We start from the raw sequence: 19,222 nt of genomic DNA, 5'->3' as shown, positions 1-19,222 counted from the left end.
GGTCTTGCCTACGGGCGGTGCGGCGCCGTTTTATCGGGGCAGGCCTCGGGTGGTACGGTCAGCGCCGTCAGATCGCCGTGCAGGACGAAACTGCCGAAGTCGAGCCTGACGTCACGCGAGACGCCATTGGTGTAGTAGCGCATCTGGGTGCGGAAATCGGGTTCGGTGTCGTTGTTCGTGCGGCGGAAAAATCCGATGTCGACCAGGGTGGATGGCAGGACCGCGAGCGAGGGGAATTTGCTGTGCGCGGGTTTGCGCTCGCCGAGGATCGCAACGAATGTATGTTCGGCGCCGTGGGTCGAGGTGCCATCGAACAAGGGCGGATCGATATAGGGTTTGCCGGCTTCGGCGGCGAGCAGGATCTGGCGGGTGTGCGCCATGGGAAACAGGGTGCCTGGCGGCAGTTTCACCACTTTGCCCTTGGGTACGAGGTAATGCACCTCACCGCCGGCGGGGCCGGTGGTGGCGCTGCCCTGATCCTCGACCTTGGTCTTGCCGCCTTCGGTCTGGCGCAGCACGAAGGTGAGCCGATGGCCGCCCTTGCTTTCCCAGGTATCGTAATTGCTGACCGTGCGGCTCAGGCTGCCGTCCTGGTTGCGGATCAGCAGCGTCATGCGCTGGCTGACGGTGTAGGCGTTGCAGGTTTCGAGCACGTTGAACTGCAGCCGGCCGGTGGCACCGGTGACCGCGTGGCCACGGACTTTCGAGAGCGCGAGCGTGTAGGTCGCGGTCTGGCCGGTGAGTTTGACCGGTGCGGCGGCGAGCGCGGTGGTGGCGAGGCAGCAGGCGCAGCCTGCGAGCAGGATGGTTTTCATCGGCCGCGCCCCCGCCTGCCGCCACGCCGTTTCTCCGGGTCGTAGCCGCCGCCGCCGGGGCCGAGCGGTTCGGGTGTGCGGTCGCGCGGGCGGCGCGCGCTTGGCACCGGCGGCGGGGCGAGGCCGAGTTCCAGCGCCTCGATGCGCTTGATTTCGTCGCGCAGGCGGGCTGCCTCTTCGAATTCCAGATCGGCCGCTGCGTTGCGCATGCGTTTCTCCAGTTCAGCCATGGTCGATTTCAGATCCTTGCCGACGAACTCGGTGGTGAGACTGTCCTTGATCGGGGCGACGGTGACGTAATCCTGTTCATAGACCGAATGCAGGATTTCGCCGATCTGTTTTTTAACGCTCTGCGGCGTGATGCCGTGCGCCTCGTTCCAGGCGGTCTGTTTGATGCGGCGGCGCTCGGTTTCGCCGATCGCGTAGGTGAGGCTGCGGGTCATGGTGTCGGCGTAGAGAATAACACGGCCATCGACATTGCGCGCGGCGCGGCCGATGGTCTGCACCAGGGATGTCGCGGAGCGCAGGAAGCCTTCCTTATCGGCATCGAGGATTGCGACTAACATGCATTCGGGAATGTCGAGCCCTTCGCGCAGCAGGTTGATGCCGACCAGCACGTCGTACACGCCGAGGCGAAGATCGCGGATGATCTCGATGCGTTCCAGCGTATCGATATCGGAATGGAGATAGCGGACCTTGATGCCCTGCTCGGTGAGGTACTCGGTCAGCTCTTCGGACATGCGCTTGGTCAGGGTGGTGACCAGCACGCGGCCGCCGGCCTTGGCGGTTGCGCGACATTCGGCCAGCAGGTCATCGACCTGATGCTCGACCGGGCGGACCTCGACCATCGGGTCGACCAGACCGGTCGGGCGGATCACCTGTTCGGCGAACACGCCGCCGGTGCGCTCCATTTCCCACGGGCCGGGGGTGGCGGAGACGAAGGTGGTCTGCGGGCGGAAGCGGTCCCATTCCTCGAATTTGAGGGGGCGGTTGTCGATGCAGGAGGGCAGGCGGAAGCCGAAATCCGACAGCACCGATTTGCGCGCGAAATCGCCTTTGTACATGCCGCCGATCTGCGGCACCGTGACGTGGCTTTCATCGACGATCAGCAGGGCGTTTTCCGGCAGGTATTCGAACAAGGTGGGCGGCGGATCGCCGGGTTCGCGGCCGGACAGGTAGCGGGAGTAATTCTCGATCCCCTTGCAGGCGCCGGTGGTTTCCATCATTTCGATGTCGAAGGTGGTGCGCTGCTGCAGCCGCTCGACCTCGAGCAGCTTGCCCTGTTCGGCGAGTTCGGCGAGGCGGGTTTTCAGCTCGGCCTTGATCTTGCCGATCGCCTGACCGAGCGTGGGGCGGGGCGTGACGTAATGGCTGTTGGCATAGACGGCGATCGCGGTGAGGTCGGCCATGCGCTCGCCGGTGAGCGGGTCGAATTCGGCAATGCTTTCGATCTCGTCGCCGAACAGGCTGACCCGCCAGGCGCGGTCTTCGTACTGGCTGGGAAAGATATCGACGGTTTCGCCGCGCAGGCGGAACGTGCCGCGCTGAAAGGCCGCGTCGTTGCGGCGGTATTGCAGTTCGACCAGCGCCTTGGCCAGACGATCGCGGTCGATCCGGCCGCCGACTTCGAGGCGCACGACCATCTGGCTGTAGGTTTCGACCGAGCCGATGCCGTAGATGCAGGAGACCGAGGCGACGATGATGACATCGCCGCGCTCGAGCAATGCCTGGGTGGCGGCGTGGCGCATGCGGTCGATCGCCTCGTTGATCTGGGCGTCTTTTTCGATGTAGGTGTCGGTGCGCGGCACATAGGCTTCGGGCTGGTAGTAATCGTAGTAGGATACGAAGTATTCGACCGCGTTATCCGGAAAGAACGACTTCATTTCGGCGTAGAGCTGGGCGGCCAGCGTCTTGTTCGGGGCGAGCACCAGGGCGGGGCGTTGTACCGCCTCGATCACCTTGGCCATGGTGAAGGTCTTGCCTGAACCGGTGACGCCGAGCAGCACCTGGTCGCGCTCGTCGGCTTCGATGCCGCGGACCAGTTCCGCGATGGCGGTGGGTTGATCGCCCGCCGGTTGGTAATCCGAGGCGATGCGCAGCGGCTTGTGCATCGGTCGGGCGCTCTGGCGGGCCGGGATGAATTGCGGACGCGGCGGGGTGATGATCGCTTGCGACATGGGAATTATATCACCACGCCCGGCCGTTTCTGCAAGATTGTGGCAGGGTCAAGATTTTTTATCAATCAGGGTCTTCATTTCGTCCATCGCCTCGGAGAAGCGGCGGTTGAGTTTTTCCACCGCATCGTGGTTCGAGCGCTGGATCAGATCGCCGAGGTCGCGCATGTTGGCGACGGCGGTTTCATAGGCGTGTTTGAGCAATTCGGCCTGTTTGGTGGCGCGGGCCTGTGGCGTGTCATGCATGTTGAGGTCGCGCATCTGCTCGGTGAGGTCGGTCATCGTGCGCTGCATGATTTCCATGTGGCGCCGGGCCACCGCCTGTGCGCCTTCGAGGGCGACGCGATTGGCTTCCGACAGGGCTTCGAGATTGCGGCGATAGGCGCTCAGCACCACCTCCATGCCGGGCATGGCGGGTGATTTCAACGCGGCGAAGGCCTTGGTGAAATCGAAATCGGGCATGAACATCGCCATCGGGTTGGCTTCGGCTCCGGTTGCCTTCGATTTGGATTTTGGTTGTTCGGCCATGGACAGCATCCTCTCGTTTGTTGTTGGGTCGGGCCTGGATTTGGCACCTTGTGGATCAGATTAGACCCGCGCGTCGGAAAGCGCGAGGCCAATTCGAACGCCAGGGAACCGGCGATACGAGACCGCTGTCACGAACGCATACCCAGCGAATAAAAGTTTTTTCGCTTCTTTTTTTTCAAAAGAAGACGTCCTTCCCTTGGAACGAGATCCTCCGGCCTCAATTGGGCCGGGCCGGATCATCGAGCGCAAACGGCGCATCAGGCTCCACCGTCGGGTCCGGCGTGCTGGCGGCACCGGGGGAGAACTGGTTGGCGGCCTGATCGGCGCGCATCAGCGCGACGTCGAGGGCGGCCATCGTGGCTGAGAGGTCTTCGCTGTCATCGCGCATCCAGGCGCGCAGCGCCCAGGCGCAGACCGCGAGCAGGCCGCGCTTGCGCAGGGCGCCGCGCAGGCCGCGCGATGAGACCCCGGCCCCTTCGAGAATCCAGCCCATCGAGGCGAGGTTGGTGCGTTGCAGCCAGAGGGCGAGCAGCGGGTCCGTGGGTGCGAAGCGGATCAGCGCGATCACGCCCTCGCGATGCTGCTGCAGATAGTCGAACCTGCGCATGATGATGTCGAACAGGCGGTCGCGCACCAGGCCATCGGTCATCGCACCGTGCAGGGCGTGAACATCGGCCGCGCGGCCGAATTTCGCGAGGATCATGCCGGTGCAGGAAAAATGGCGGCGCGCCTTGGCGAGTTCGAGTCCGCCGTGCCTGGCCGCGGCGGCGACGGAGACGCGACGCCAGCCTTGCTGGGCCGCGAGATCGAAAGCGGCCTTGATGAGATCACGCTCGAAACTGTCTTTGCTCATGGCTCGGTATGTAGGGTTAAAGCTTGGTTCTGCCAATCAAAACCGGTTGTGGGGTCGAAGGTGGACATCAGAAAGCAAGCGCTTCTTTTTTGGAAAAAAGAAGCAAAAAACTTTCTGACGCTGGGGCACGGGCGTTTGAAACGGCACGGGCCCAGATTAACAAAGTTTTTTTTGCTTCTTTTTTGTTCACAAAAAAGAAGACTCTCCTGTCCTTCAAACGCGCTCACTTGCCGCAATCGCCACCTTGCACCCGGTCCGGATTACGGCAGACAATAACTTGTAGAACGGCGCCTGCTCCGCCTCGTTCGCGAGGCCGATGTCGCGGTGTTCGAGCTCTTCGGCGCGGAACTCCTCGATCAGGGCGCGCAGGACGGTTTCATCCTCGCCGAGTTCGGCGCTCTGGGCGGCGTAATGGGCGTCGATGGTCTCCTCGACCGCGACGGTGCAGGCCATGGCCGCGCGCGACCCCATGGCGGCGGTGACGGCGCCGAGCGCGAAGCCGGCCACGCGCCAGAACGGCAGCAGCGCGGTGGGGCGGACCCGGCGTTCGATGATCAATCGCGAAAACGTGTCGAGATGGTGCTGTTCCTGCTGCTGCATGTGGCGCAGCGTGTCGCCGTGACGCGAGCGGCCGAGCACGGCGAGCTGGCCGGCGTAGATTTGTTTGGCGCCATATTCGCCGGCGTGATCGACGCGGATCATCCGTGCGAGCGCGGCGCGCTCGGTTGGATCGCCCGGCAGGCGGGTGGTTTCGGCTGATTGGGTCATCGTGCGCTCCAGGGTCTGGCTCTCAGATAGGCAGCGGTGGCGAAAGCAACAGCCAGGGCGTAGATCAAATCCATCGTCGCGAAGCTGATCGGCAGGCCGGGGATCAGGTAGACCGGATCGTCGCACGAGGCCGAGGGGCGCAGCGGCATGGCACCGAAGCCGGGCGGGGCGATGTTGCATTCCGGCAGCGGGCTGTTCCACCAATGCTGCTCGGCACCGACATGCACGAAGGCGATGGCGACATCGCCCAGCATGGTCAGGACCGCGAGGCCGAGCAGGACGCGGGCGAATTTGGGCGGCGCGAAGGCGGCGATCAGGCCGAGACCGACGATGATGCGGTAGGGCCAGCGCTCGATGTAGCAGAGCGGGCACGGGATCATGTGCAGGACGAATTCGGCGAAATAGGCCATGCCGAGCGCGAACAGCCCGGCGGCGGCGAGCGCGATGCCGGCCTGGCGGGTGGTGGCGCGGGGCGCGCCGGGCAGGCTGGTCGCGCTCATGCCAGGGCTGCGACGGCGTCCATCACGGCCTTGGCGTGGCCGGGGACTTTCACGTTGCGCCAGACCTGGGCGATGGTGCCGGTTTTGTCGATCAGGAAGGTCGAGCGGTCGATGCCCATGTATTTTTTGCCGTACATCGATTTTTCGACCCAGGCGCCGAATGCCTCGACCACCGTGCCGGCCTCGTCGGAGGCGAGCGGGAAGGTGAGGTTGTATTTGGCGGCGAATTTTTCGAGCGCGGGCAATTTATCCTTCGAGACGCCGACGACTTCGATGCCGATGTGGCCGAGCTGGGGCAGTGCCTCCTGAAAGGCGCAGGCTTCCTTGGTGCAACCTGGCGTATCGGCCTTGGGGTAGAAATAGAGCACGAAGGGTTTGCCCTTGAAACCTTCGAGCGAGACGGTGCGGCCGGCGGTGGCCGGCATCGAGAACGCGGGGGCGTGGCTGCCTGCGGTCAGTTCCATCGGGTCGTATCTCCTGCGGGTTCGCTGCTGTCGATCGTGACGGGATCGGGTGTGACGTGGTCGGGGTCGCCGAGGTGGCGGATGAAGGCGCGCCGCACCACCGCGGCGTGTGCCTCCATCCTGGCGATCAGCGCGGTAAAATCAAGCGCGCCGGCGGCGGCGAGGATGGGGGCCAGGGATGCGGGGGCGGCATCTTCTGTCGGGGCGGCCAGACCGGTGATGCGGCGCATGGCCTGCACGGCGCGGAACCAGTGATCGGCTTCCGTCAGGGCGGCGGCCTCGTCCGCCTCCATGATGCGGGCATCGGCGAGGGCGGCCAGCGCCGCGGCGGTGCGGGGCTGGAACAGGGCGGGGATGGTTCGGCCATGGATGAGTTGGAGTGCCTCAACGATGAAGCCGAGCTCCATCATGCCGCCCGGGCGGTGTTTCAGGTCGAACGGGCCGGAGGGGGGCGCATCGGCGGTGAGGCGGGCACGCATCGCCACCGTGTCGGCGCGGATGGTGGCGGGATCGACCGCGCGGCAGAGGGATGTGCGGATCGCGGCTTCGACCACGGGTGCGAAGCCGCGGGTTGCGGCGATCACGCGGGCGCGGGTCAGCGCCAGACGCTCCCAGGTCCAGGCGGTTTCCCGATGGTAGTGGCGGAAGGCGGCGAGCGAGACGGCGACCGGGCCCTTGTTGCCCGAGGGGCGCAGCCGCATGTCAACCGGGTAGATCGGCCCCTCGGCGCCGGGTGCGGTGATCGCGCCGACCAGCGCCTGGGCGAGACGGCTGAAATACTGGCTGGCCGGCAGACGGGTGGTCTGCGACACGGCGGGCGGATGATCGTAGATCAGCATCAGGTCGAGGTCCGAGCCCGGCTGCATCTCGCCGGCACCGGCGCGGCCGAGGGCGACGATGGCGAAGCGGCCGCCGCGCAGCGCGCCGTAGCGCCGGGCGAAATCGGCCATCACGCGCGGCAGCAGTGCGACCATGGCGGCGCGCGCGAGATCGGACCGCCAGGCGCCGGCCTGATCGACATCGATCCGGCGTTCGAGGGTGGCGACGGCCAGGTGGAACTCCTCGCGCCGGACGAAGCGGCGCAGCGCGTTGACCGTGAGTTCGAGATCGTCGGCCTCGCGCAGCAGGCGGCGCAGGACCGGGGCGGGTTTGGTGAAGCGGGCAACCGGGGCGAGCAGCGCATCGAGCGCGCCGGGATGCGCGGCGAGGTGATCGGCCAGCGGGGCAGCGGCGCCGAGCACGGTGGCGAGACGGCCGAGCAGGGCCGGATTGTGCTGGAACAGCGAGAGCAGGGCGATGCCCGCGCGCTGGCGTTCCAGCATCTGATCGAACCGGCGGAATGCGAGATCGGGGTCGGGCTGGCGGGCCAGCGCGGCAAGCAGCGCGGGCAGCAGGGCATCGAGCAGCGCGCGGGCGCGGGCGGCGCGCAGGGCGGGCAGCGTGCCGCCGCGCCAGGCGCGCAGGCGCTCGACCAGATGCGCCGTGTTCCTGAAGCCGAGCGCGGCGGCGTGATCGCGAAAGGCAGCGGGTGCGGCGCCGGTTTCACCGGGGTCGAGGCCGGCACCGGCACCGGCATCGGTATCGAAGAACGCGGCGAAATGGCCGTGGACCTGCTCGAACAGCGCATCGAGCCGGGCGGCGAAGCGGGCGGCGTCCGGCTCGCCCATGAAGATTGCGAAGGCCGCGAAGCCGGCATCGGTTTCGGGCAGGCGGTGGGTCTGGCGATCGTCGATCATCTGCAGGCGATGCTCGATGCTGCGCAGCCGGCGGTAGGCGGCGCCGAGCTGGCGGACCACGGGGCGCGGCAGGTGTTGCGCGGCGGCGAGCGCGCGCAGTCCGGGCAGGGTTGCCGGAATGCGCAGGGCGGGTTCGTGGCCGCCCCAGACGAGTTCGAGCGTCTGGACGATGAATTCGATCTCACGAATGCCGCCGCGCCCGAGTTTGACGTCGCGGCCGAGCAGGTGGCCCGGCGTGTCGTGATAGCGCTGGTCGATCCGGCGCTTCATGTCGTGGATTTCGCTGATCGCGGCGAAATCGAGATTGCGGCGCCAGATGAAGGGGCGGATCTGTTCGAGGAAGGCGGCGCCGAAGCCGATGTCGCCGGCGACCGGGCGGGCCTTGGAAAAGGCCGCGCGTTCCCAGGTGCGGCCGTGGCTTTCGTAATAGGCGAGCGCGGCGGCGAGGCTGATGACCGGGGGCGTGGCGGCGGGGTCGGGGCGGAGGCGCAGATCGACCCGGAAGACCATGCCATCGGCATCGCGCTCGGCGAGCAGCGGCACGAAATCGCGCGCGAGCCGCGCCATGGCGGATTGCGCGTCATCCCGGTAAACCCGACATGACGGGTCGAACAGGAGCACGAGGTCGATATCGCTGGAATAATTCAACTCACGCGCGCCGAGCTTGCCCATGCCGAGGACGGCGAAATGGCTGCCGGCTTCGGGCTGGGCCGGATCGGGCAGGATGATCGTGCCGCGCTCGTGCAGGCCGCGCAGCAGATGGCGCAGGGCGACGGCGATGCTCTGATCGGCCAGATCGGACAAGGCGAGGGTCACGGCTTCGACGCGCCATTGCCCGGCGAGATCGGCCAGGGCGATGGCGAGGGCGGCGCGGCGTTTCGCGGCCCGCAGGGCGCGCGCGATGTGCGGCCGGGGCGCGGTGGGCGGCGTCGCGCGCAGCGTGGCCATGACGGCCGCGAGCATCGCGGCGGCGGATTGCCGGGTCGCGCCGATCAGGATATCTGGCTCGCGCAGCGCGAGACCCGCGAGATAGGGCGCGTTGCCGCCGAGCGCCTGCAGGGCCGCGAGCCCCGCGCGGGAGGCGGCGAATCGCGCCTCGGTGCGGCCGAGCGCGGTGAAATCCTCGATCAACCGTGCCGCCGCGGCGGCATCGGCTGGCGGTGGCAGGCCGGTCAAGGAGGCGCGGGGTCGTTGCATGCCCGGTCCAGTGTTCGATGAGGCGATGGTTTCGTCAAGGCGGCGCGGTCGCGGGGCAGGTCAGCCATCATGCGCTGCGGCTGATCGGCACGCTGGCGCTGGTGGGGATGCTGCTGATCGGCGCGGCGGCGTGGCGGCTGGGACGCGGGCCGGTCGAACTGCCGGCGCTGGCGAGCCGGATCGCCGCGGCGGCGACGGCGGCGATGCCGGGCAGCATCGTCACGATCGGGCAGGCCGGGCTGGCGTGGGAGGGGTTCAACCGGGGCGGCGCGCCGATCGATCTGCGCCTGTCCGACATTGCGATTTTCGGGCGGCATGGCGCGGTCGCGGCGCGGCTGTCGCGTTTGCGGATCACGCTGTCGCCGGTTTTGCTGCTGCGCGGGCGGATTGCGCCGATCGAGATCATCGCGCGCCAAACCGCCGTGGTGGTGCGGCCGGCGGCGAGCCCGGCGGTTGCGGCGCCGGCCGTGCCGGCGGGGACGGCGGGGATTGCCGATGCGGCGGCGGCGCTGGGGCGGCTGATCGGGACCTTCGCGCAGATGCCGCGGGCCGGCGGGCTCGACCTGGCGGCGCTGCGGCGGATCAGCATCGCGCGCGCGCATCTCGCACTCGATGACCCGGCGCGCGGGCTGGAGCTGAGCACGGACGATGCGCGGCTTGCCCTGACGCGCAGCGCGGCCGGCACGCTGCATGGCACCGCCCGGGCGGTGTTGCGGCACGGCGCCAGCACGGCGCCGCTCGTGATCGACATTACCGGCGCGGCGGGGCTGGGCAGGGTGAAGGCGGTGTTGGGGCCGGTCGATCCGGCGATGATCGCGCCGCGGCAGGCTGACTGCGCGCGGGCGGATCTGCCGGTCACGCTGACCGTGCGCTGGCCGATCGGCCCGCGCGCGCCGGCGCGGCTCGATGTGACGCTGCGGGCAGGGCCCGGCCATGTGCGCGCGGGGGGTAGTGTGATCGCGGTATCGGCCATCACGGCGGCGCTGACCGCGACGCCGCGGACCGCGACGCTGGCGCACGCGCGTCTCACGCTGGCGGGCCTGGGTGACGCGCCGGGGCCGACCGCGCGGTTGAGTGGCACGCTGGGGCTGACCGGGGCCATGACCGGGCGGATCGCAGCACGGGTCGATCATGTCACGGCAGCGGAACTGGCGGGCGACTGGCCGCTGGCGCTGGCGCGGGGGCCACGGAAATATGTGGTCAATCACGTCATCGCCGGCACCGCGCGCGATGGGGTGTTCGATGCGCGGTTCACGCTCGCGCCCCCTGGCCGGATGGTGCGGCTCGATCGGTTCAGCGGCGGGTTTGCCGCCAGCGGCGTGACGCTGAAATGGTTCAAGCACGCCGTGCCGATGACCGGGCTCGCCGGCACGCTGCGGTTCATCGATCAGGATATCCTGATGATCCGCGCGACATCCGGGCGGCTGGGCGGGCTCGATCTGATCGGCCGGATGATCATTTCATCGCTCGGGCATCATGATCAGACGTCGCTGGTGCTGGCGCAACTGACCGGCAATGCCGCCGCGGCGGTGCCGCTGCTCGATGCGCCGCCGCTGAAACTGGCGGCGCGCGGCATCGCCCTGGCGGGGGTTGCCGGCACGCTGAACGCGGGGATCGATGTAGGCATCCGGCTGACCAAACACGTGACGCTGGCGGATGTGAAGCTCGCCGCCCGCGTCCGGCTCGGGCACCTGCATTTGCCCCTGCCGGTGGCCGGGCTTGCGCTCGATCGGGGGCAGATGGTGCTGAACGCCGCGCTCGATCGTATTTCAATGCAGGGCGAGGGGATGCTGGCCGGCGAGCGGGCGCGGTTTCATGCGGCGATGGCGCTGCCGGACGGCGATTTCACCCTGAAGGCCGATACCACCGCCGGACACGCGCTGCTCGCGAAACTCGGCGTTGAGACCGCGCTGTGGCGCAGCGGGGCGGCGCCGCTCGCGATCGTGTATCGGGATGCACGGGGGCGCGGCATGCTCGACCTGGCCGCCGATCTCACGCCGGTCGCGCTGGCGCTGCCGGTGGCGGGTTGGCGCAAGCCAGCCGGGGCGGCGGGCCACGCGATGCTGGGGCTGGTACTGCGCCATGGCCGGCCGCGCGCGGTACGAACTGTCGATATCGGCGCGCCAGGGCTGGCGTTGCGCGGCGAGACCACGGGCGGCGCCCTGGTGATCAGCGCGGCGCGGCTGGGCGGCACCCGTGCGACCGGCAAGCTGACCCCGCCCGACCGCGCGGGTGCGCCCTGGGTGCTGGCGCTGGCCGGTCCGACGCTTGATTTGTCCGCCGCGCTGAACGCGGCGAATCCGTCGCATCCGGCCGCTACCGGCGCACCGGCATCGAAGCCGCCCGCGCCCCCTGCCCTGCCCTGGCGGTTGCGCGCCGCGTTCGATCGCATCCGCCTGGACAAGGCGCCGGCGCCGGCGCTGGGCGGCGTGCATGTCGATGCGACCGGCAACGCCGGCACGCTGACGAGGATGACCGCCGTGGTACGGACCGACCCCAACCACGACGCGCGGCTGGAATTCGGCCGGCAGGCGGGCACCGATACGGTCAGGCTCACCGCGGGCGATGCGGGGGCGCTGTTCGCGGCAATCGGCACCACCGGGGACATTGCGCGGGGCCGGTTGGTGCTGAACGCCGTGACGCGCGGCGCCACGACCACGGGCGAGGCGGTGATGACGGATTTCCGGCTGCGCCATGCGCCGGTGATCGCGAAAGTCTTGCAGGGAATGTCGCTCTATGGCGTGCCGGCCGCGACCTCCGGCCCCGGTCTTGCGATCACGCGTTTGACAGCGCCGTTCAGTATCACCGGCCCGCTCGTGCGGCTGGGCAGCGGGCGCGCCTATTCCGCCTCGCTCGGCTTTACCGCGACCGGCACGATCGATGTGCGGCGGAAACGTTATGATCTGTCCGGCACCATCGTACCCGCCTATGCGCTGAATGCGCTGCCGGGGCGGATTCCGCTGATCGGCAAACTGTTCAGCCCGGAAAAGGGCAGCGGGCTGTTCGCGGCGCGCTACAGCGTGGTTGGGCCGTTTGCCGACCCGCATATCGCGGTCAATCCGCTCTCGGCGCTGACACCTGGGTTTCTGCGCGAGATTTTCGGCATGTTCAACGCGCCGGCGGCCACCAAGCCATAACGTATGCGGCAGGAAACATCCCTATACATTGACTTGCGGGGCGATCATCAATAGATCATCCATCCCCCGTCGTTTCGTCAGTCCGCCCTACACTCACTGCAACCGCTTTGAATGGTGAAACCATGAAGCTCCTTGTTCCGGTCAAGCGCGTCGTCGATTACAACGTCAAGGTCCGGGTCAAATCCGACCATTCCGGCGTCGAGCTGGCCGGGGTGAAGATGTCGATGAACCCGTTCGATGAAATCGCGGTCGAGGAAGCGGTGCGGCTGCGTGAAAAAGGCATCGCCACCGAAATCATCGCGGTGTCGATGGGGGTTGCCGCCTGCCAGGAAACGCTGCGCACCGCACTCGCCATGGGAGCCGATCGCGGCATTCTGGTCGAGACCGATGTGGAGCTGCAACCGCTGGCGGTCGCCAAGCTGTTAAAGGCGCTGGTCGAGCGCGAGCAGCCGCGCATGGTCATCATGGGCAAGCAGGCGATCGATGACGACATGAACGCGACCGGGCAGATGCTGGCGGCGCTGCTCGGCTGGCCGCAGGGCACGTTCGCCAGCAAGCTGACGATCGATGGTGATCATGCCACCGTGATCCGCGAGATCGACGGCGGGCTCGAGACGATTTCACTCACCCTGCCCGCGGTCGTCACCAGCGATCTGCGGCTCAACGAACCGCGCTATGCCTCGCTGCCGAACATCATGAAGGCGCGCAAGAAACCGATCGAGACGATCAAGCCGGATGACCTCGGCGTCGATCCCGCGCCGCGCCTGACCACTGTGACGGTGATGGACCCGCCCAAGCGCCAGGCCGGCATCAAGGTGGGCTCGGTGCATGAACTCGTCGAAAAACTCCGCAACGAAGCGAAGGTGATCTGACCATGGCAAATGTTCTGGTTCTGCTCGATCATGACGAGCACGGCATCAAGCAGCCGGCGCGCAGCGCGGTGGCGGCGGCGCTGAAGCTCGGCACGGTGCATGCCTTGATCGCCGGCGAAGGCGTTGGCGACGCGGCCAAGGCCGCCGCCGCGATCGCCGGGGTTGCGAAGGTGCTGGTCGCCGATGGGCCGGCCTTTGCCCATGCGCTGGCCGAACCACTGGCCGATCTGATCGTCAAGCTCGCCGGCGATTACAGCCATGTTCTCGCGGCCTCCACCGCGATCGGCAAGAACGTGATGCCGCGCGCGGCCGCGCTGCTCGATGTGCAGCCGATCAGCGACATCGCCGAAGTGATCGATGCCGATACCTTCGTTCGCCCGATCTATGCCGGCAATGCGATGGCGACGGTGAAATCGTCGGATGCGAAAAAACTGATCACCGTGCGCGCCGCGAGTTTCGACCCGGTGGCCGCAACCGGCGGCACCGGCGCGATCGAGCCGATCGACGCGGCCGTGACCAACACGATCTCGAAATTCATCAGCGCCGAACTCTCGAAAAGCGAACGCCCCGAACTGACGGCGGCGAAAATCGTGATCTCGGGCGGGCGTGGCATGCAGAACGGCGATAATTTCACCAAGCTGCTCGACCCCGTCGCGGATAAATTGCACGCCGCCGTCGGCGCATCGCGCGCGGCGGTCGATGCCGGGTTCGTGCCGAACGATTATCAGGTCGGCCAGACCGGCAAGATCGTCGCACCGGATCTCTATATGGCGGTCGGTATTTCGGGTGCCATCCAGCATCTGGCGGGCATGAAGGATTCGAAGGTGATCGTCGCGATCAACAAGGATGAGGACGCGCCGATTTTCCAGGTGGCCGATTACGGCCTGGTGGGCGATCTGTTCGCCATATTGCCCGAGCTTGAAAAGGAACTCGGCTGACATGACCGCGCCCGGCGCGATACAGCGGGTCGGCGTGCTCGGCGCCGGGGCCATGGGCAACGGCATCGCGCATGTCGCGGCCCTGTCCGGTTTCGAGATCGTGTTAGTGGATACAGCCCAGGGCGTGCTCGATAAAAGCCTTGCCACCATGGAGAAAAACATGGCACGGCAGGTTGAGAAAAATACGATCGATGCCGCCGCGCGCGATGCCGCGTTAGCGCGCGTCGCCCGCTCGACCACGCATGATGCCTTCGCTGCCTGCGACATCGTGATCGAGGCGGTGCCGGAACGCGAGGATATCAAGCGCGCGGTCTATGCACAGATCATTCCGCATCTGGCGCCCCACGCCATTCTCGCGTCCAACACCTCGTCGATCTCGATCACGCGGTTGGGCACGGCGAGCGGCATCGCCGAGCGGTTCGTGGGCATGCATTTCTTCAACCCGGTGCCGATGATGAAACTCGTCGAGATCATCAGCGGCATCGCGACCGCGCCCGCAACCCTCGCCGCCGTCGAAGACCTGGCGAAACGGATGGGCAAGACCACCATCGTCGCCGCCGATTTCTCCGGCTTCATCGTCAACCGCATCCTGGTGCCGATGATCAACGAAGCGATCTTCGCGCTGCATGAAGGCATCGGCACGATCACCTCGATCGACAACGGCATGAAACTCGGCGCGGCACACCCGATGGGCCCGCTCACGCTCGCCGATTTCGTCGGGCTCGACATCGTGCTCGACGTGATGCGCGTGCTGCACGAAGGCCTTGGCGAAGACAAATATCGCCCCTGCCCGCTGCTGGTGAACTACGTCGCCGCCGGCTGGCTGGGCCGGAAAACCGGGCGGGGATTTTACGATTACGCGACCAACCCGCCCGTGCCGACGCGATAGGGAACCCCTTCGCATCATCAGCATCGCGTCCTGGTACCGCCGACTTTCCGCGGCGTTTCATGCCTATACCCAGCATGCCGATCCGCTCGTCGAGGTCAACAACTGGGTCGCCATGATTGTCGGCACCCACCTGCCGTTCTGGCCGCTCTATGTTCTGTGGTGCGCGGGATGGCAGAGCCTGCCGACCAGCCTGCTGACGATCACCTTCACGCCGGTGTTCCTGCTGATCCCGGCCTTGTCGCGCCGCAATGCGCGCGCGGCCCGCATCGCAATGCCGCTGTTCGGCATCGCCAATGCAATCTTCACCACCTGGATCCTCGGCGTCGCGTCCGGTTCGGAGCTGTTCCTGGTTCCCTGCGCGGCGCTGTCATCCATGACGTTTCGCCACAACGAACGCTGGCTGATGACCGGGCTGACCGCCCTGCCCCTCGTGGTATGGTATGTCATGCTCGGCCACGCGCCGGCGCCGCTGCATCGCTACGGTCCGGCCGCGCTGCATCAATTGTTCATTCTCAACACGATCAGCCCCGGCATCCTGTTGATCATATTCGGCTGGTTTCGCCTTGCGATCTATCGACGGATGGAAGCGCGATAAGCGCACACCGCATCATCCGGCGCGCCACTGGCTCAACACAACGCTGCCGATGATCATGGCACCGCCAAGCACCTGCCCCACACTGAACATCTCGCCGAACGCCGCCCCGATCAACCCGGCCCAGACCGGCTCCAGCGCGTAGATCAACGTCGCCCGATTCGCCGGCACGCTGCGCTGCGCCCAGTTCTGCGCCACCATGATGAACGCGGTGATCAGCCCCATGCCCAGCACCGCCAGAACCGGAAACCAGCGCAGGCTGATCATCGGTCCGCCACGGACCCCCGCCGTTCCCAGCGCGAGCACGCTCACCGTCATCAACTGCACCAGCGCCAGGCGCCGCGGATCGGTTCGCTTCGAACTGCGGCTGATCAGCACGATCTCGAGCGCCGCCGATAACGCCGCAATCACCGTCAGCCACTGGCCGGTGCCCAGATCGAGCCGGCCAGGCGTAATGCCCGAGACCAGCACCAGCCCGATGAACGCCATGATCACACCAACCAGCGCCACCCCCGATGGCCGGCGGCGGAACAACACAAACTCGAGCACCGGCACCATCGGCACATACAGCGCGGTCAGAAACGCCGACTCGCCGCTCGCCACCGTCTTCAGCCCGACCGCCTGCAACCCGTAGCCGAAATACAACACGACCCCGACCGCAATGCCGCCCACCAGCTCACGCCGCTGGAAACTGGCCGGATGCGGCCGAACCACCAACGCAACCACCACCGCCGCCACACCAAACCGCCAGCCGACAAACGCAAACGGACCAATGAAATGCAGCGACGTGCGCGTGACCAGAAACGTGCCACCCCACAACATCGTCATGAACACCAGCACCAGAACCGGCGACGGCAAACGCAAGGGCTTCACCCCGCTCTCACTGACCTCACTCATGGCAGCCCATCAACGCGACCCCCGCAAACAGAGCAAGCCCAACCGAACGCAACCCTGATCACGTCTGACGCTGGGGTAGGTGGCTGGAGGAAGCAAGGCGGGGGGCTTTGCCCCCTCGACCCCCACTAAGGGCTTAGCCCTTAGAACCCGCTAGTTTTAGGCAAGGGGAGGGCGCTGCCTCGGTGGTTCAGTCGATCTGGCCTGGGTCGCCCTCCCCTTGCCTAAAACTAATGGATTTTAAAGGCTCCGCCTTTAACGGGGTCCAGGGGCAGAGCCCCTGGCCTTACTTTCTCCAGGCACGCACCCCAGCGTCAGACGTGCTTCGACGACGTCGTCTTCGCCTTTTGTGTGGTGCAGGGTGAAGCCGAGGTGGCGGATGAAGGCGAGCATCGGATGATTATCCGCGAGGATTTGGCCTACGATCGTTTGCATGCCTTCGGCGCGGGCCCAGGCGATGAGGTGGCGCATCAGGGCCGAGCCGAGGCCGAGGCCTTTGGCGGCGGTTTCGACCAGTACGGCGAATTCGCCTTCGTTGCCATCGGTATCCGAGCGCACCAGGCGGGCGACGCCGCGGGTTTCGCCGCTCGCCTGATCGACCGCGATGAGCGCCATTTCGCGGCCGTAGTCGACTTCGGTCATCCGCACGATCTGTTCGGCGGTCAGCGCACGGACCGCCGAGAAGAAGCGAAAGCGCACGTCTTCCGGGTTCAGCCGGCTGAACAGGCGCTGGTGGGCGGCGGCATCTTCCGGGCGGATCGGGCGGATGGTGAAGTGCTGGCCGCGGAGGTCGACCGTTTGCGCGAGTTCGGCGGGATAGGGGGCAATGGCGAGGTGCGGGCGGCGTTCGCCCGGTGCGCGCAGGGTCAGGCGCGCGTTGGCCACTGCGATGCCGTGTTCGCTCGCAAACAGCGGATCGATCTCGATCGCGCTGAATTCCGGCCAATCGATGATCAACTGGCTGACCCGCACCAGCGTGCCGGCGACGGCGGCGCGATCGGCCTCATCGAGCCCGCGCGCGAGGCGGAGCAGATCGGTCCCGCCGGCGCGTTCGATCAGGGCCTGTGCCAGCGCGAGGTTGAGCGGCGGCAGATCGACCGCGGGCGCTGCCGTGCCTTCGCCGCCGCCGACACCAAAGCTGATGGTCGGGCCGACGAACAGATGTTCGCCGACCAAGATCCGCAGGGGGCGGGCGCGGTCGATCTGGTGTTGCACCATGAAGCGGGCATCGGGTGGGAATGCGCCGCGCTGGCGCAGGCGTGCGGCGATCACCCGGGCGGCGGCGGCGGCGGATGGCGCGTCCGGCAGGTCGAGTGCGACGCTGCCGAGCGGGCGTTGCCGGGCGAGACCGGGATGGGACAGTTTGACGACAACCGGAAAGCCGATGTCGGTGGCGGCCTGGGCGACATCGTCCGGCGTGGCGGCAAGGTGGGAGGCTACGATGTCGATGCCGTAGGCGCGCAGTACGCCGAAGGCTTCCTCCTGGGTCAACATCGCGCGGCCTGTGGCGCGGGCCTGGGCGATGGCGGCTTGCACGGTCGCGCGGTCCGGCGCGACATCGAGCACGGCGGAGGGCGGCAATTCGCGGGCGGCGGCGCGGATGTCGCGATGGCGCAGCAGGTCGCGGAAGCCGCCGACCGCTTCTTCGGGGGTCGCGAATACCGCGACGCCGTGGCCGGCGAGGCGGCGGCGGCGCGCACCACCGGTGGTCTGACCGAGCACGGTGACGAGCAGCGGCGCCTTGATGCTGGCGGCGCAGGCGATCAGCCCGGCGATGGCGGCATCGTCGTCCGCTCCGGCGGGGGCGTGGATGACCAGGACGCCGCCGACCTCGGGCGCGGCGGCGAGCATGGCGGCGAGATCGGCGAGCCTGGTCCCCGGCGTATCAGGCAGCGCGATCGGGGCATCGGCGGGCGGTTCGGCGCCCAGCATCAGGCCGAGCACGCGACGGGTTTCCGGCGATAATGCGGCAAGCCCGATGCCGGAGGCCAGCGCGGCATCGGCGGCAAGGCGGCAGGCGCCGCGGCTGTTGCCGAGGATTGCGAGCCGGTCGGTGCGGGCGGGCCGGGCGCGGGTGAGGGTTTCGGCGGCGGCGAGGAAGGCGCCGAGCGTGGTGGTCAGCAGCACACCGGCGCGGGCCAGCGCGGCCTCGAACCCGGCGAAGGCGGTGAAGCTCGGGTCCGCGAGGCGCGCGCCCGGCGCGAGGGCGACGATCGGGCGCAGGCGGGATGCGGCGCGGGCGGCCGAGAGGAACAGCCGTGGATCGCGCAGGCCGGCGATTTCCAGCAGGATCGGGCCGGTACCGGGGTCGCGGGCCAGATGATCGAGCACGCGGCCGAAGCCGATATCGGCGTTGCCGCCGATGCCCACGATATGCGAGAAGCCGATGCCGTTGGGTTCCGCCCAGTCGATCACGGCGCGCGCCAGGGCGGGGGATTGGCCGAGCAGGGCGACCCGGCCGGGCGGCACCGGCAGATGCGTGAGCAGCGCGTTCAACCCGGCGCCGGGAACCGCGAGGCCGAAGGAGCGCGGCCCGATCACACGGATTTTGGCGGCGAGCGCCATGGCGCGCAGCCCCTCGACCTCGGCGTAGACGATGGCGGCACCGGCAAGGCGCCCCGACAGGCTGGCGATGACCGCGGGCACCTTATCCGCCGGGTCGGCGATCAGCGCGAGATCGATCATGGCGGCATCGTCGAGCGAGGTGACGATGCGGCCGGTGTAGGCGGGTGCCAGCTCGGCCAGCAGGCGGGCTCCCAGCGGATGTGCGGCGCCGGAGACCAGAATGGTCGCAGGGTGGAACAGAACGTCGGGGTTGAATTTATTGACGCGCTTATAGCCGACGAGGCTCATCGCCCGCGGCCC

At 67.6% G+C, this 19,222-nt stretch carries 15 protein-coding genes; 5 read left to right on the top strand and 10 right to left on the bottom strand.

What is annotated here, in order from left to right; all coding sequences use genetic code 11:
* Window positions 1-8: 8 nt before the first annotated feature.
* The 8 genes from AruPA_RS10030 to AruPA_RS09995 all read right to left on the bottom strand — a co-directional run bounded on the left by AruPA_RS10030 (window position 9) and on the right by AruPA_RS09995 (window position 9,035).
* Window positions 9-815, bottom strand: coding sequence for an EipB family protein (locus tag AruPA_RS10030; RefSeq protein WP_265636539.1), 807 nt, complete (start codon window positions 813-815; stop codon window positions 9-11).
* Entirely contained in the window at window positions 812-2,992 is a 2,181-nt protein-coding gene (gene uvrB / locus AruPA_RS10025) for an excinuclease ABC subunit UvrB (protein WP_322784397.1), read from the bottom strand. The genes AruPA_RS10030 and uvrB overlap by 4 nt, the downstream gene beginning before the upstream one ends.
* A 48-nt stretch (window positions 2,993-3,040) precedes the next feature.
* Complete coding sequence (locus AruPA_RS10020; RefSeq protein WP_265636538.1) at window positions 3,041-3,517, bottom strand: phasin family protein; 477 nt, start codon at window positions 3,515-3,517, stop codon at window positions 3,041-3,043.
* 217 nt (window positions 3,518-3,734) lie between these two features.
* Window positions 3,735-4,370, bottom strand: a complete 636-nt coding sequence (locus tag AruPA_RS10015; RefSeq protein WP_265636537.1) for a TetR family transcriptional regulator — start codon at window positions 4,368-4,370, stop codon at window positions 3,735-3,737.
* 213 nt (window positions 4,371-4,583) lie between these two features.
* The gene (locus AruPA_RS10010; protein WP_265636536.1) at window positions 4,584-5,138 is read right to left on the bottom strand and encodes a demethoxyubiquinone hydroxylase family protein; all 555 of its coding nucleotides are present in this window, start codon (window positions 5,136-5,138) and stop codon (window positions 4,584-4,586) included.
* Window positions 5,135-5,638, bottom strand: coding sequence for a disulfide bond formation protein B (locus AruPA_RS10005; protein ID WP_265636535.1), 504 nt, complete (start codon window positions 5,636-5,638; stop codon window positions 5,135-5,137). The genes AruPA_RS10010 and AruPA_RS10005 overlap by 4 nt, the downstream gene beginning before the upstream one ends.
* Window positions 5,635-6,102 (bottom strand): thioredoxin-dependent thiol peroxidase, encoded by a 468-nt coding sequence (bcp, locus tag AruPA_RS10000; protein ID WP_265636534.1) that lies wholly within the window; start codon window positions 6,100-6,102, stop codon window positions 5,635-5,637. Before bcp ends, AruPA_RS10005 begins: the two co-directional genes overlap by 4 nt.
* On the bottom strand, window positions 6,093-9,035 hold the full coding sequence (locus AruPA_RS09995; protein WP_265636533.1) for a bifunctional [glutamine synthetase] adenylyltransferase/[glutamine synthetase]-adenylyl-L-tyrosine phosphorylase: 2,943 nt from the start codon (window positions 9,033-9,035) through the stop codon (window positions 6,093-6,095). The genes bcp and AruPA_RS09995 overlap by 10 nt, the downstream gene beginning before the upstream one ends.
* A 17-nt stretch (window positions 9,036-9,052) precedes the next feature.
* Here AruPA_RS09995 and AruPA_RS09990 point away from each other — a divergent pair, with 17 nt between their 5' ends.
* The 5 genes from AruPA_RS09990 to AruPA_RS09970 all read left to right on the top strand — a co-directional run bounded on the left by AruPA_RS09990 (window position 9,053) and on the right by AruPA_RS09970 (window position 15,466).
* Window positions 9,053-12,172 (top strand): AsmA-like C-terminal region-containing protein, encoded by a 3,120-nt coding sequence (locus AruPA_RS09990; protein ID WP_265636532.1) that lies wholly within the window; start codon window positions 9,053-9,055, stop codon window positions 12,170-12,172.
* Window positions 12,173-12,294: 122 nt separating this feature from the next.
* Window positions 12,295-13,044 carry an electron transfer flavoprotein subunit beta/FixA family protein gene (locus AruPA_RS09985; protein WP_265636531.1) on the top strand — a complete coding sequence of 250 codons (750 nt, stop codon included), beginning with the start codon at window positions 12,295-12,297 and terminating at the stop codon, window positions 13,042-13,044.
* 2 nt (window positions 13,045-13,046) lie between these two features.
* Entirely contained in the window at window positions 13,047-13,982 is a 936-nt protein-coding gene (locus AruPA_RS09980; protein ID WP_265636530.1) for an FAD-binding protein, read from the top strand.
* A gap of 1 nt (window position 13,983) precedes the next feature.
* The gene (locus AruPA_RS09975) at window positions 13,984-14,871 is read left to right on the top strand and encodes a 3-hydroxybutyryl-CoA dehydrogenase (RefSeq protein ID WP_265636529.1); all 888 of its coding nucleotides are present in this window, start codon (window positions 13,984-13,986) and stop codon (window positions 14,869-14,871) included.
* Window positions 14,837-15,466, top strand: a complete 630-nt coding sequence (locus AruPA_RS09970; protein WP_408858593.1) for a hypothetical protein — start codon at window positions 14,837-14,839, stop codon at window positions 15,464-15,466. Before AruPA_RS09975 ends, AruPA_RS09970 begins: the two co-directional genes overlap by 35 nt.
* Before the next feature lie 12 nt (window positions 15,467-15,478).
* Here AruPA_RS09970 and AruPA_RS09965 read toward each other — a convergent pair whose 3' ends face one another.
* Together AruPA_RS09965 and AruPA_RS09960 are read right to left on the bottom strand one after the other, a co-directional pair.
* On the bottom strand, window positions 15,479-16,360 hold the full coding sequence (locus AruPA_RS09965; protein ID WP_265636527.1) for a DMT family transporter: 882 nt from the start codon (window positions 16,358-16,360) through the stop codon (window positions 15,479-15,481).
* Between the two features lie 252 nt (window positions 16,361-16,612).
* A complete protein-coding gene (locus AruPA_RS09960; protein ID WP_265636526.1) occupies window positions 16,613-19,210 on the bottom strand; it encodes a bifunctional acetyl coenzyme A synthetase (ADP forming), alpha domain/GNAT family N-acetyltransferase in 2,598 nt (865 codons plus the stop codon).
* Between the last annotated feature and the right edge of the window lie 12 nt (window positions 19,211-19,222).

It is taken from the genome of Acidiphilium sp. PA, from assembly GCF_026191915.1.
Lineage (GTDB): Bacteria > Pseudomonadota > Alphaproteobacteria > Acetobacterales > Acetobacteraceae > Acidiphilium.
The sequence above is the reverse complement of the archived record's forward strand: the minus strand, read 5'-3'. Positions and strand labels throughout refer to the sequence as shown.